This window comes from Citrobacter europaeus (genome assembly GCA_020099315.1).
In the GTDB taxonomy this organism is placed as follows: domain Bacteria; phylum Pseudomonadota; class Gammaproteobacteria; order Enterobacterales; family Enterobacteriaceae; genus Citrobacter; species Citrobacter europaeus.
In genome coordinates this window covers 3,411,747-3,425,420 of record CP083650.1, presented here as the reverse complement: position 1 = coordinate 3,425,420, position 13,674 = coordinate 3,411,747, and the positions used below count along the sequence as shown (strand labels likewise).

General features: G+C 50.8%; 11 protein-coding genes. 5 read left to right on the top strand and 6 right to left on the bottom strand.

Going from position 1 to position 13,674, the window contains the following annotated elements; translation table 11 throughout:
- Positions 1-3: 3 nt before the first annotated feature.
- On the top strand, positions 4-2,499 hold the full coding sequence (ptsP, locus tag LA337_16195; protein ID UBI14714.1) for a phosphoenolpyruvate--protein phosphotransferase: 2,496 nt from the start codon (positions 4-6) through the stop codon (positions 2,497-2,499).
- A 367-nt stretch (positions 2,500-2,866) separates the two neighbouring features.
- On the opposite strand, the gene LA337_16190 is transcribed toward ptsP, so the two are convergent.
- Genes LA337_16190 through LA337_16180 form a run of 3 tightly spaced genes read right to left on the bottom strand, consistent with a single transcriptional unit; the run spans position 2,867 to position 6,192 of the window.
- Complete coding sequence (locus LA337_16190; protein UBI14713.1) at positions 2,867-3,730, bottom strand: helix-turn-helix transcriptional regulator; 864 nt, start codon at positions 3,728-3,730, stop codon at positions 2,867-2,869.
- 15 nt (positions 3,731-3,745) lie between these two features.
- Complete coding sequence (ypdB, locus tag LA337_16185; GenBank protein ID UBI14712.1) at positions 3,746-4,480, bottom strand: two-component system response regulator YpdB; 735 nt, start codon at positions 4,478-4,480, stop codon at positions 3,746-3,748.
- A 14-nt stretch (positions 4,481-4,494) separates the two neighbouring features.
- Positions 4,495-6,192, bottom strand: a complete 1,698-nt coding sequence (locus LA337_16180; GenBank protein ID UBI14711.1) for a sensor histidine kinase — start codon at positions 6,190-6,192, stop codon at positions 4,495-4,497.
- A 387-nt stretch (positions 6,193-6,579) separates the two neighbouring features.
- Here LA337_16180 and alaC point away from each other — a divergent pair, with 387 nt between their 5' ends.
- A complete protein-coding gene (alaC, locus tag LA337_16175; protein UBI14710.1) occupies positions 6,580-7,818 on the top strand; it encodes an alanine transaminase in 1,239 nt (412 codons plus the stop codon).
- Positions 7,819-7,885: 67 nt separating this feature from the next.
- Here alaC and ypdK read toward each other — a convergent pair whose 3' ends face one another.
- The gene (gene ypdK / locus LA337_16170; GenBank protein UBI18493.1) at positions 7,886-7,957 is read right to left on the bottom strand and encodes a membrane protein YpdK; all 72 of its coding nucleotides are present in this window, start codon (positions 7,955-7,957) and stop codon (positions 7,886-7,888) included.
- 343 nt (positions 7,958-8,300) lie between these two features.
- Here ypdK and LA337_16165 point away from each other — a divergent pair, with 343 nt between their 5' ends.
- On the top strand, positions 8,301-8,915 hold the full coding sequence (locus LA337_16165) for a lysozyme inhibitor LprI family protein (protein ID UBI14709.1): 615 nt from the start codon (positions 8,301-8,303) through the stop codon (positions 8,913-8,915).
- 41 nt (positions 8,916-8,956) lie between these two features.
- Here LA337_16165 and lpxP read toward each other — a convergent pair whose 3' ends face one another.
- Positions 8,957-9,877, bottom strand: coding sequence for a kdo(2)-lipid IV(A) palmitoleoyltransferase (gene lpxP / locus LA337_16160; protein UBI14708.1), 921 nt, complete (start codon positions 9,875-9,877; stop codon positions 8,957-8,959).
- A gap of 439 nt (positions 9,878-10,316) precedes the next feature.
- Here lpxP and LA337_16155 point away from each other — a divergent pair, with 439 nt between their 5' ends.
- A complete protein-coding gene (locus tag LA337_16155) occupies positions 10,317-10,559 on the top strand; it encodes a YfdY family protein (protein UBI14707.1) in 243 nt (80 codons plus the stop codon).
- A gap of 107 nt (positions 10,560-10,666) precedes the next feature.
- Here the strand turns inward: LA337_16155 and pgtP are convergent, their stop codons facing one another.
- Positions 10,667-12,058, bottom strand: a complete 1,392-nt coding sequence (gene pgtP / locus LA337_16150; protein ID UBI14706.1) for a phosphoglycerate transporter PgtP — start codon at positions 12,056-12,058, stop codon at positions 10,667-10,669.
- A gap of 416 nt (positions 12,059-12,474) precedes the next feature.
- Here pgtP and pgtC point away from each other — a divergent pair, with 416 nt between their 5' ends.
- Positions 12,475-13,674: a phosphoglycerate transport regulator PgtC gene (gene pgtC, locus LA337_16145; protein UBI18492.1), complete on the top strand. Its 1,200-nt coding sequence runs from the start codon at positions 12,475-12,477 to the stop codon at positions 13,672-13,674.

Genomic DNA, 13,674 nt, shown 5'->3' with positions numbered 1-13,674 from the left:
GTTATGTTAACGATTCAATTTCTTTGCCCGTTACCCAATGGCCTGCATGCGCGTCCGGCGTGGGAGCTGAAAGAGCAGTGCAGCCAGTGGCAAAGTGAGGTGATATTTATTAATCATCGCCAGAACGCGAGGGCGGATGCGAAAAGCTCGCTGGCGCTGATTGGCACCGGGACGCTGTTTAACGACAGTTGTAGCCTGACCATTACCGGTCGCGATGAAGAACAGGCCCGGCGAACACTGGAGGAGTATCTCCAGCACCGGTTTATTGACAGCGACAGCGTTCAGCCGACGCCGGCGGAACTGGCGGCGCATCCATTGCCGCGTTCGCTGATTCGCCTCAACCCGGACCTGCTGTACGGTACCGTGCTGGCAGGAGGCGTGGGGACCGGTTTGCTCACGCTTTGGCAAAGCGATAATCTGGAAAATTATCGCGCGATAGCGGCGAGTGCGGAAGATAACGCCCGGCTGGAGCACAGCCTGGCGACGCTTGCCGAGCAGCTCAATCAACAGTTGCGCGAGCGCGACGGCGAGAGTAAAACCATTCTCAGCGCGCATCTGTCTCTGATTCAGGATGATGAGTTTGCCGGGAATATTCGCCGTTTAATGCAGGGTCAGCATCTGGGGCTGGGGGCGGCGATTATCGTCAATATGGAACAGGTATGCGCCAGGCTATCGGCCTCCGGTAGCGATTATCTGCGCGAACGCGTCAGCGACATCCGTGATATCAGCGAACAGTTGTTGCACATCACCTGGCCTGAAAGACGCCCGCGCAATGCGCTGGTACTGGAAAAACCGACGATTCTGGTCGCTGAAGATCTGACGCCCAGCCAGTTTTTAAGCCTCGATTTGCAGCATCTGTCTGGCATGATCCTGGAAAAAACGGGGCGCACCTCGCATACCCTGATCCTCGCTCGCGCGTCCGCGATTCCGGTGCTTAGTGGCTTGCCGCTGGAGGCCATTAGCCGCTATACCGGGCAATATGCGGTACTGGATGCCCGCTGTGGGGTGCTGGCCATCAACCCAGACGAAGCGGTTCGCGGTTATTACGCGATTGCGCAGAAGCTGGCCAATGAATGCCAGCGTCGACAGGCGCTTGATGCCGCCCAGCCCGCGCTGACCAAAGATAATCAGCGTATTGACGTTGCGGCGAATATCGGTACCGCGCTGGAAGCGCCGGGAGCGTTTGCCAACGGCGCGGAAGGAATTGGGCTGTTTCGCACTGAAATGCTGTTTATGGACCGCGACAGCGCTCCCGACGAGCAGGAACAGTTTGAAGCCTACCAGCAGGTCTTATTGGCTGCGGGTGATAAGCCGGTTATCTTTCGTACCATGGATATTGGTGGTGATAAGAATATCCGCTATCTCAATATTCCGCAGGAAGAGAATCCGTTCCTGGGCTATCGCGCGGTGCGGATTTATCCAGAGTTTGCCGGACTGTTTCGCACCCAACTGCGCGCTATTTTACGGGCGGCGACCTTCGGTAACGCACAACTGATGATCCCGATGGTGCACAGCCTCGACCAGATTTTATGGGTAAAAAGTGAACTGCAAAAAGCGCTGGCGGCGCTGAAAGCGGACGGTTTACGCCATGCCCCGACGATTTCATTGGGGATTATGGTTGAAGTGCCGTCGGTGTGTTACATCATCGACCATTTCTGCGATGAGGTGGATTTCTTCAGTATTGGTTCAAACGACATGACCCAGTACCTGTATGCCGTCGATCGTAATAATCCGCGCGTTTCGCCGCTGTACAACCCGATTACGCCGTCGTTCCTGCGTATGCTGCAGCAAATTGTTCGCGTGGCGCACGAGCGCGGAAAATGGGTCGGCATTTGCGGCGAACTGGGTGGCGAAGGGCGTTATTTACCGTTGCTGTTGGGTTTAGGGCTCGATGAACTGAGTATGAGCAGTCCTCGTATTCCGGCGGTAAAAAGCCAACTCTGTCAGTTGGACGGTCAGGCATGCCGCGAACTCGCTTTGCAGGCCTGCGAGTGCCGTAGCGCTCAGGAGATTGAAGATCTGCTCAACCAGTTTGCACCGCAGAAAGATGTACGTCCGCTGCTGGCGCTGGAGAATATCTTTGTTGGTGAATCTCTGAGCAACAAAGAGCAGGTGATTCAGTTTCTGTGCGGCAACCTTGGCGTTAACGGGCGAACTGAACATCCGTTTGAGCTGGAAGAGGATGTCTGGCAGCGCGAAGAGATAGTCACTACCGCCGTTGGTTTTGGGGTAGCTATCCCACACACGAAATCCCAGTGGATCCGCCATTCCAGCATCAGCATTGCCCGGCTTGCACAGCCCGTTGACTGGCAGTCTGAGATGGGCGAGGTAGAGCTGGTGATCATGCTGACGCTGGGTGCCGACGAAGGCATTAACCACGTGAAGGTCTTCTCGCAGCTGGCGCGTAAGCTCGTTAACAAGCAGTTCCGCCAGTCGTTGTTCGCCGCTGAAAATGCCGAGAGCATTCTGGCGCTGCTGGAGGCGGAACTGACATTTTAAGCTTCACTGAAAGAGCGCTATCCTGCCTGTGGCGCTGTGGTTGCAGGCGGGATAAAGGCTACTGGAAAGCGAAATCATCAATGCGGCGCGTTGTGCCCCGGTAGTTTCCCGGCTCTTAACAGTTTCATCTCTTGCTTGCAGAGCAGAACCACCGCCTGACGACCTTTAACTCGGCGGGAGGTAAGGGCTCTTTTCACGGTTTGACGATCCGCACCTGATTCCAGCATCTGAAAACACATCAGGGAGAGTGCACGTCTGTTTTTCATCGCATATTCACTTTATTGAGTAAGCCAGTAGGATTGGGCTAAAGGCCGCTATTTTACAACGAGGCAAACGGATATGACTAACACTGTTGGTGTTGTCTCACTTAACGCGCTGACTGAAAGCGCGCGCCGTACTCTCCCGGCGTCAGGCCAAACTGACGTCGGAACAGGCGGCAGAAATAATCGCTGTCCTGATATCCACACCGCTGTGCGACTTCGCTAATCGACAGATGGTATTTCTGTAAGATGATGCGCGCCTTCGCCATTCTGACCCACCGCAGATACTCGACAAATCCCATGGTACCGTGCTGGGCAAACACTTTTGACAGGTGATTGGGCGTGATATTAAAAAACTGCGCCACGCTTTCCCGGGTCAGCGGTTGGGCATAGTTATCTTGTACCCAATTACACATACTATGATAGAGAAATTCAGCACGAGGACGCTCTGTGTCAGGGCGGCTATTCACCACGCTACGACACAGATGCAGCAGGCTAAGCACCAGCGGCTGAATGATATCCTGGGCCTGAGGAGTGCGGCTTAAATGGGTTAATGCGGTCAGCATTGCCTCGCCTTCGCCGCGCTGCGGATGGGGTAACTCAATACGGCGGAGCGGACGTAACAGCGATGCGGTTCGGTTATCGTAAAAAGAGAGTCCCAGCCAGGCCGGAGAAAACACCAGGCTCAACAGCATCACGGGCTTGTCGCTGCCGGGCAGATTTGCCGCTTTCGTCGGGATAAACAGCATGTCGCCTTCTGGCAGGCTGTGCTGCTGTTTTTCCAGGAGGTTGCTGTATTCGCCACGCAGCACGATATCGAGGCGCGGAAGGTCAATACATAAACTTCCGGTTGGTAATGTGGTGGGTTGGGTCGCGAACCACACGCGCCCCAGATGCTGCGGGTTTAATACCAGGCCGCTGAACAGATCGGCGAAAAACTGTTGGTCTGCGGGTAGGCCTGGTTCTTTCATCGCTCTTTCTCTGCGCTATAAGTGCATTAACTGTCTGAACTCTTTCACTTTACTCCGACTAACCGGGATTTCAAATTCCAGATCTTTTAAGCGCAAAATGTAGGTGTTGTTAAACCAGGGTTCGATCTCGCGAATTTTATTCAGATTCACGCAGAACGAGCGGTGGCAGCGGAAGAAATGCGAAGCCGGCAATTTGCTGCAAAATTCGGTGATGTTCATCGGCATCACGTACGACCCGCGTCGGGTGTAGACAAACGTCATCTTTTCATGGGCTTCTGCGTAGTAGATGTCGTTGATCGGGGTCACGATGATTCGCTCATCTTTGATCAGATTGATCGTGTCGTTTTCGCGTGCTACCGGACTGATGGGCGAAGTTCCCGTTTGCTGTTGTTGCCAGGCGGCTTCCAGCTTTTGCAGCATGCCGACGATCCGCGATTCCTGATACGGCTTCAGGATGTAGTCGAAGGCCTCCAGTTCAAAGGCTTCAACGGCGTGCTCTTTCCACGCGGTAATAAAGACAATAAAAGGCTTGTGCGCAAACTGGCTGATGTTTTGCGCCAACAGCACGCCATCCAGCGAGGGAATATTGATATCCAGAAAAATGGCGTCAACGCGGTTGTGCTGGAGATATTTCAGCACGTCCAGGCCGTCGTCGAATGTGCCGACAATTTCCATCTGGCTGTGCTCTTTTATCAGCCAGCTAAGTTCCTGTTGGGCCAGGAATTCATCTTCAACAATGATGACTTTCACGACTTCGCTCCTGGTTAAAGCAACAATGTGGCCGGTGCGGCTGCGGGCGAGTGCTGATTAGGCACGTAAAAGGCAATCTCAGTGCCTGGCTCCAGACGGCGGATATGTAAGCCCTCGCCGTAGAGCAGCTTAACGCGATGATGCACATTCAATAGGCCAATTTTGTTACCCGGCATTTCATTGGATTCGACCCGTTCAATGACTTTTGGATCGATACCGTGGCCCGTATCCCGCACGGCAATCCTTACCCGGTTACCGCATTCTGCCACGCTGATAGTGACCACGCCTTTTCCTTTGCAGGGTTGAATCCCATGGACAATCGCGTTCTCTACCAGCGGCTGAATCAGCAGGCTGGGGATATAACAGCTTACCTCTTCGTCGATATCATAAATAACCGTCAGCTTGTCGCCAAAACGAGCCTGCTCGATGGCGATGTAATCCTTGATTTGATACAGCTCCTTTTTGATATCTATCTGCTCATCGTCTTTTAATTCAATATTATAGCGAAGATAGCGCGACAAATTAAAAATGAGCTGGCGTGCGGTGTCCGGATTAAGCCGCACCGACGATGAAATCGCATTCAGGGCGTTAAACAGGAAATGGGGATTTATTTTACTTTGCAGTGCGCGCAGTTCTGCCTTATTTGCCATTTCACGAAGCTGCTCAGCCCTGGAAACTTCAAGCTGTGTCGAGATAATTTGCGACAGACCAATCGCCATTTCCTGCAGTGAGGAGGTTATCTGGTGGGCATGGCAGTAGTAGATTTTTAGCGTACCGGTGACAACGCCTTTCTCCCAGAGCGGGATCACCAACATGGAGTGTATTTCGGGCGTACGGTGCGCTTCATCATTGTTTTTAATGATGATTTTTCCGTAATTGATCGCCTGCTGGGTGGTCGGGCTGACGAAGTCATCGTTATCGCGGTAGTTAAGTTCACCCACGCCAACGTACGCCAGTACGTGCTGGGTGTTGGTAATCGCGACGGCGTCTGCATGTATGTCATGGCGAATAATTTCGCACACCTGGCGGAGCGACTCGCTGTTAACCTGACGGAAAAGCGGCAGGGTTTTGTTGGCGATATCCAGCGCCAGCTTGGCCTGCTTCGCGGCGCTGGCCTCTTTCTCACCCTCCACGCTTTGAACCAACATGACGATAAAGCCAATGCAGACGCTGCCCAGGATCATAGGGATGCCGATTTTCGAGACAATATCCAGCCCCAGCTCAGTGGTGGGCGCCCATGCGACGACGAGGATCATGGTCAGGGATTCGCACAGCATTCCGCCTAAAATACCTGCGCGCCAGTGCTGCGCTTTGGGGATCTTACGGTTGATCCACCCGGCAATACAGCCTGCCAGAATGCTGGTGATAAAGCAGGGCACAGCGGTTACGCCGCCGATGTCGATCAGGTAGCGATGGGTGCCCGCGATGAGGCCCGTAATGATGCCGACCCACGGACCGAACAGAATTCCTCCTGACATGACCGCAATAATACGTACGTTAACCAGTGAGCCTTCAACCGGTACGCCGGACCAGGTACTGAACAGGGCAAACATTGAGAAAATCGCGGTAACGGCGAGCAGCTCTTTTGGGGAGTGGGCTGACTTGTGCAACAGTTCGCGAAACAGGCGGATACGAATCAGGAAAAACAGACAGAACAGCATCAGCGCTGCCCGGTCAAATACCGCCAGCAGCATATTGAATATTTCGTGCACGGGTGACTCTTGCGCAAGGGTTAAACCTCTATGATAGGTAACCTGAGGCTGGATGACCAGCACCCCCGCAACCTGGGTCTAATGAGGAAAAACCTTAATATTAAAAGGGGATTGTTGCATGATTGTTGTATTTACAATACCTGTCCTGTCAGTGCCGCGTTCAAAGTAATGTAGTTAACAACAAAATGTTAAATGATGGTAATTTTAAGCGGGCTGTGAAAAAGGTTATTTCCCTATTTTTTCTTGTTGTTCCTCTTTTTCGTTAATAAAAAATATTTTGCTTTGCCTCTCGACAGAAGGAAATTATTCAGGCTATTTTCTAAACGTGTCACCATCGTGGCAGCGTCGCTCGGACGGTCCGGGCGCTAACGTTAATCTGAGGATATTATGGCTGACTCCCGCCCTGAACGTCGCTTTACGCGTATTGATCGCCTTCCCCCTTACGTTTTTAACATCACTGCTGAGCTGAAGATGGCTGCGCGTCGGCGCGGCGAAGATATTATCGATTTCAGCATGGGGAACCCGGATGGGGCCACGCCTCCTCATATTGTTGAAAAACTGTGTACCGTGGCGCAGCGCCCGGATACTCACGGTTATTCCACCTCGCGCGGCATTCCGCGTCTGCGTAGGGCGATTTCCCGCTGGTACCAGGAACGCTATGACGTTGAGATCGATCCGGAATCCGAAGCGATTGTGACGATTGGTTCTAAAGAAGGACTGGCGCACCTGATGCTGGCAACGCTGGATCACGGTGATACCGTCCTTGTACCGAACCCGAGCTATCCGATCCATATTTATGGTGCAGTGATTGCTGGCGCGCAGGTACGTTCAGTGCCGCTGGTCGACGGCGTCGATTTCTTTAATGAGCTGGAGCGCGCGATTCGCGAAAGCTATCCTAAACCGAAGATGATGATCTTAGGTTTCCCTTCTAACCCGACTGCGCAGTGCGTCGAGTTGGAGTTCTTTGAAAAAGTCGTGGCCCTGGCGAAACGCTATGACGTGCTGGTGGTTCATGACCTGGCCTATGCCGATATTGTCTACGATGGCTGGAAAGCGCCGTCGATTATGCAGGTACCGGGTGCTCGCGATGTTGCGGTTGAATTTTTCACCCTGTCGAAAAGCTACAACATGGCGGGCTGGCGTATCGGTTTTATGGTGGGTAATAAAACGCTGGTCAACGCGCTGGCACGAATTAAGAGCTATCACGATTACGGAACCTTTACGCCGTTGCAGGTTGCAGCTATCGCCGCGCTGGAAGGCGATCAGCAGTGCGTACGGGATATTGCGGAGCAATATAAACGCCGTCGAGACGTACTGGTAAAAGGGCTGCATGAAGCCGGTTGGATGGTCGAGATGCCAAAAGCCTCGATGTACGTTTGGGCGAAAATTCCAGAGCATTACGCCGGGATGGGGTCACTTGAATTTGCCAAAAAGCTGCTGAACGAAGCGAAGGTCTGCGTTTCTCCGGGGATTGGATTTGGTGATTATGGCGATACGCACGTGCGCTTTGCGCTAATTGAAAACCGCGACCGTACTCGCCAGGCGATTCGCGGTATTAAAGCGATGTTTCGCGCCGATGGCTTACTGCCTGCCAGTACAAAATCGGCTACTGAAAGTACCGACTAACAACCCGATTCCCCAAAAGCAAACAGGAGCCTGATGGCTCCTGTTTTTTTTTGCTGCGTCTTTTAATTTAGATCATCAGGGCGAAAGTACCGGCCCAAACGATGACCATAAAAGAAATGCCCATAAAGAAATATTTCACTTTTCATCTCTCCGCGTACCTGAGGTACGTCTAAATGAACATATGCTTACCTGACAGAGAGCTGATGCACGCGTAAACGAAAGGGAGAATTCCCCTCGTTTGCTTGGCTGCATCACCTCAGAATTCTGAGCTTTCATGCTCCAGACGGCGCTAATGTACGCCTAAAAATGAGGCGAGACAAGAGTCATTTTTTTATTTGATTTTAATAACTTACAAGTGTCGTGATTCGGCGACAGTTTAATTTCTGCCGGTAATAAATTGCTATTGAGCGACGTAATGGTTACTCGGAGAATTCTCATATCGCCATGATGTTAATACGGTTAATTTTTCGCGGAGTTAGATAATGAAAAGGTTAAAAATGACCAGATTAATGATGTTAGCACTCGTTCTTACGCCATTGACGTCGATGGCGGCCTCGCCGTTGGCATTCAATTTCAGCTGCGCAAGTATTGGTGGTGTGAATAGTGATGGTAAAGGCAATGTCTGGATTGATGGCACGAAGGCTACGGTGAAGGCTTTTAATGAAAACTATTGGGAAGCAAAAAGCGGTAACAATACCGTTTCTATTTCCCGCAAAGATGACGGGAATCCGGATGTTTCCTGGAGCGGGCCGAATCGAAAGCATGGGGTATGCCTGCCTGAAGACAATATTGACTTTTCCGGGGCAAAAAAATCGACCAGCAGCGGGCCTTCTTTTTCCTGTGCTGCGGTAGTAAAAGGCAGTATCGAAGAGGCTATCTGCCAGAGCCCTGCGCTCTCAGCTATGGATATGGCGCTAAATGGGGCCTACAAGCAGGCGCTGGTGAAATCGGGTAATAACCCGACGCTCAAAGCAGAGCAACGCGGTTGGGTGAAAGGGCGTAACGAGTGCTGGAAAGAGCAGGACAAGCCAGCCTGTATTGCCCGTAACTACAATGAGCGAATGACTGAACTCCAGAACAAGTGGGGCGTTAAGTAATTCAACTGCGGAAAAAAAGAAAGGCCTTACGGCCTTTCTTTTTAGATATATAACGAGGCTTCACCCATCGGGCGAGTTTTGAAGCGGCGGTGGATCCAGAGATACTGCTCGGGTGCGCGCATGATCTCTTTTTCGATAATTTTGTTCATATACGCTGCAGCCTGGCTTTCATCTGCCGGGTAACCTTCCATTTGCGGGGTGATGAACAGGCGGTAACCGGAGTTATCTGCTTTTCTCACCATGGTTACCGTCAGCATTGCTGCGCCCGATAACCGTGACAATACGTAAGTGCCGTTAGTGGTCGCAACGTTTTTGACTGCGAAGAACGGGGCGAATGAACTCCCTTTGCGACCATAGTCCTGATCGGGGGCAAACCATACGGCCTCGCCTTTTTTCAGGGCACCGACAATACCACGCAGATTATTTCTGCCGATCATGGCCTTGTTAGAGCGCATACGACCGCGGGTTTGGATCCACTCCATCAACTTATTGTTGTGCGGGCGATAGGTTGCCATCATCGGTTGGCAAAGCCCCATTACGCGACCACCTAACTCGAGCGACATAAAGTGTACGCCTACAACCATCACGCCACGGTTTTGCAATTGGGCGCGTTTCAGGTTGTCGAGCCCTTCTACGTCAAACCATTTACGCACCCGGCGGTCCGGCCAGAACCAGGCCATACCTGTTTCAAGCAGTCCCATGCCGAGTGAACGAAAGTTCTCATCGACCAGCTTGTCTCTTTCTTCTTGCGACAGATTCGGGAAACAGAGTTCGAGATTTTTACGTGCAATAGATTCACGGCGTTTCAAAAATGGACGAGCAAGCGTTCCTGTACGGGTACCAAGAAAACACAATACGGGATAGGGAAGTTGTACCAGTAACCAGAGCACACCAACACCAAACCATGTGAGCCAGTAGCGCGGATGCAAAAACGCGCGTGAAAATTTACATTGGGGGAACATAAGCACCTGTTGTTGATACGAAATAGATGTATCGCGAAGATTCTTTGTCAGTCGCTTTATACTCTGTACTGATCGTTAGGCCGCCATGAACGACATTGGTTCCTGTAAAGAGTGTAAAACTGAGTCAGGAGAAAACCACGAGGGGGCATGAATGATCGGACGCACAATGTACACCCGAAGATTAATGTCAGCCAGAAATAATTACTCAAGATTCGTAAATGTTTTTAGGGCGATTAAGAACAAAAATTAATCTATATATAATTCGTTGTTTTTATGCAGATTAAATAACAGTCTGTTGAAGAGTTAACAGTACGCAGGCGAATGACATATGTAACTAAGATGTTGCTTAAATTGCATGAAGATAGGAACTATCTTAGAATATAAAGTTAAGGGAGTGTAAGGACTTAGGTTAAGTTTATGGCAGACAGGAGGTATCGCTATGTTCTATTTCTGGATCTTTCTTGCACTGAGCATTTTGTGCGTCAGTTGCTATATTTGGCAGGTTATGGGCGCAGCGGCGTCAATCAGCGCTTTTCTCGGTATGGCCATCCTTACGGCATTAATTTACGTTTTTACTATGCGGTTGACCAATGGTAACGAAATGGTAACCGGATTATTCCTTTTTCTTGCCCCTGCATGCGGTTTGATTATTCGCTTTATAGTGGGCTACGGTAAGCGATAATTAGGAATGTTACTATTAGCAATACATTATCACACAGAGCGACTTATATTTATCTGAGTTATTGAAGTGCCAGCATCGCTGGCACTTTTTTGCGAAACCTACGTCGATTACCGGGCATCTGCCAACTGGAGTGAGGCTTCCTCTTGCTGAGCATTTTTTCGCTGTTGTTCGAGCTCCAGCGCGCCACGATGAGAGAGGTAGCAGAACAGGATGCAGCAGACAATCCCACCCATCAACAGATAGAATCCGCCATGCCATCCCATTTTGTCGACCATCACGCCAAACAGACTGGTTCCCAGGGATGCGCCAAAAATGTAGCTCATGAATCCGCGTAACCCGACCGCAGAACCTACCGCGAAACTGGGGACAATTTCCATCGTCTGAACGGACGCGAGGAACTGCGGAACATAAATCAGGCAACCCACGATGGCGGCAAAAATAGTGACCATCACTAACGATTCACTTTTCCAGTAGCCGATCAGGCAGACGAAAATCAGCGCCATACAGATCATAGCCAGCGGCATGCGGCGGCCTTTAAACAGTTTATCAGTGAGCCAACCCGCCAGTAATGTGGATGGAATTGCCGCCCATTCGAAAAACAGGAACGCTACGCTCATTTGTTCTTTCGAGAAATGTTTTTCGGTTAATAAATAAATTGGCAGCCAGCTTATCATGCCAAAACGCACCATATAAACAAAGACGTCTACCAGTGAAACATACCAGGCATTCTTATTGCGCAGGACATAGGTGCAGAAGATCTGGAAGGCGCTCATATTTTCTGGCGCTTCGACAACGTGTCGGGTATTTAATACGACTTTTTCTTCCGGCATCATTTGCTCTAGTGCCGGTAAGCCTTCCTGACGCGGTGAGCCTTTCCCCAGCAGCAGTACAATAAAAGCAAACAGTACGGCAACGCCGGCTGGGACAATATAGCTGGCGCTTTGCCAGTGTTCGCTCCCCAAAATGGCAAAGGCGGCACCAACAATCGGCGCGACAATACCTCCGCCAACGTTATGTGAGATATTCCAGAATGCGCCAACGCGTCCACGCTCTTTACGTGGAAACCAGTTAGCGATGGTAATAAATGAAGGGCCGACGCCCATCCCCTGGAACAAACCGTTGAAAACGACCAGAGCGGCAAAAATCCAGAATCCGGTACTGAACCCCAGGCCTACGTTGACGATAGCACACAGGATCAGGCCGCATGCCATGAAGACTTTTGGGCTGGCCTTATCTGCCAGACTGCTCATTATGCCTTTACTGATCCCATAGGCAATAAGCATGCAACTGCTAAGTAAGCCAATCTGCGTAGCACTGAGATCCAGATGCTCTTTCAGGTATGGAGTTGAGAGCGTGAAGTTATTGCGCACAATATAGTACGCAAGATAGCCAAGAAATACGCTGAGTAATGCCTGCATGCGGTATCGGCTATAAGTAGCCTGGACTTTCTCCGCCGGGACTTTATTTGCCGCTGGCCCTGCCTTAAATATTGATAACATATCATCACCTAAATTTATATTGATGTGAATATCAGGATTTTTCGCAGTGAAGAGTGAAATAGATGGCAGAGAAACTCAAGTTGATGAAATGAGTCACTATTGACACAAATTGTGTGTTGCGTAGCTGATTTTGACTCTTTTTAAATAAAGGATTTTAAAATCTATTCTTTTACGGGAATTTTTATCTTCGGTGTGTGCGGATATTAACAAATTCAGACCGCATTTTCGGGTATTCTTTACTGATGTCGTCACTTTCCGTTTGGTTATTGTACGAATAACCTTATTCTTCTCCCCCTGCGGTGATAAACGGGTAAGTTTTGTCTCAATATTATTTTTTGCACATGTTGGTATTTATGAACGGGATCACAAACAGACTTTTGGGTCGGGGGCGCTTTTGGGCGATCTTGCTCTGTTTTATGTCGCTGTCGGTGAGTAGTCTGGCTTTGGGGAAAGAACTGGTGATGGCGACTACTTTTTCCCCAGGGGCAACGGCCTGGATTATCCAGCGCTGGCAGACGGAGCCAGGGTCAGTGATGATTCGCACGTTAAACCGGACCAGCAGTTCACTGGAACAACTGCTTGATACTGCCAATGCGGAAAACGTCGATCTGATTCTGACCTCGTCGCCCATGCTGTTGCAGCATCTTCAGGAGCATCAGAAGCTGGCGCCCTTCGATAATGTACTGCCGGAAAGCCAGCGGCTGGTGCCTGACTCGATTCGTTCTACCTCCGTGGCCGTTGCGATATCTGGTTTTGGTCTGCTAATTAACCGTTCTGCGCTGGCGGCGCGTCATTTGTCGCCTCCTGCTGACTGGGGGGATTTAACGCAACCTAAATATCAGAACGCGTTGTTAATGAGTAGCCCGTCGCGTTCCGATACCAACCACCTGATGGTTGAGTCGCTGCTGCAGCAAAAAGGATGGGAAGAGGGCTGGGCGACGCTGTTGGCCAGTGCCGGTAATCTGGTCACTATTTCATCTCGCAGTTTTGGTGTGGCCGACAAAATTAAGAGCGGTCTGGGCGTGGCGGGGCCGGTCATTGATAACTATGCCAACCTGTTGCTAAACGATCCGCACCTGGCTTTTACCTATTTTCCTCGCTCGGCGGTTTCGCCTACTTATGTTGCCGTTCTTAAGAACAGCCAGCACCCCAATGAAGCGCGTCGATTTATCCGTTATCTGTTAAGCCCTGAAGGGCAGCGGATCCTTGCCGATGCGAACACGGGAAAATATCCGGTTACTCAGCTCGCGCCTGATAACCCACGCGCGGCTCAGCAGGCAATTTTGATGAGCCAGCCAGCGCTTAATTATCGCCTGATCCTTAAGCGACAACAGCTGGTACAGCGGATGTTTGATACCGCGATCAGTTTTCGACTCGCGCAACTGAAAGATGCCTGGCGGGCGCTTTATAGTGCCGAAGCGCGCCTGAAACGCCCGCTACCCGAAATCAGAGCGTTACTGACCAGCGTTCCGATAGATGCCAGGAACAGTGAAGATGAGGCCTGGCTTGCGCAATTTGATAATAAAAGCGTGGCCGAACAGCAGATGATGGAGTGGCAGTTGTGGTTTCTTAAAAATCAGCGTCAGGCGATTTCCAAACTGGAAGAGTTAAAATGA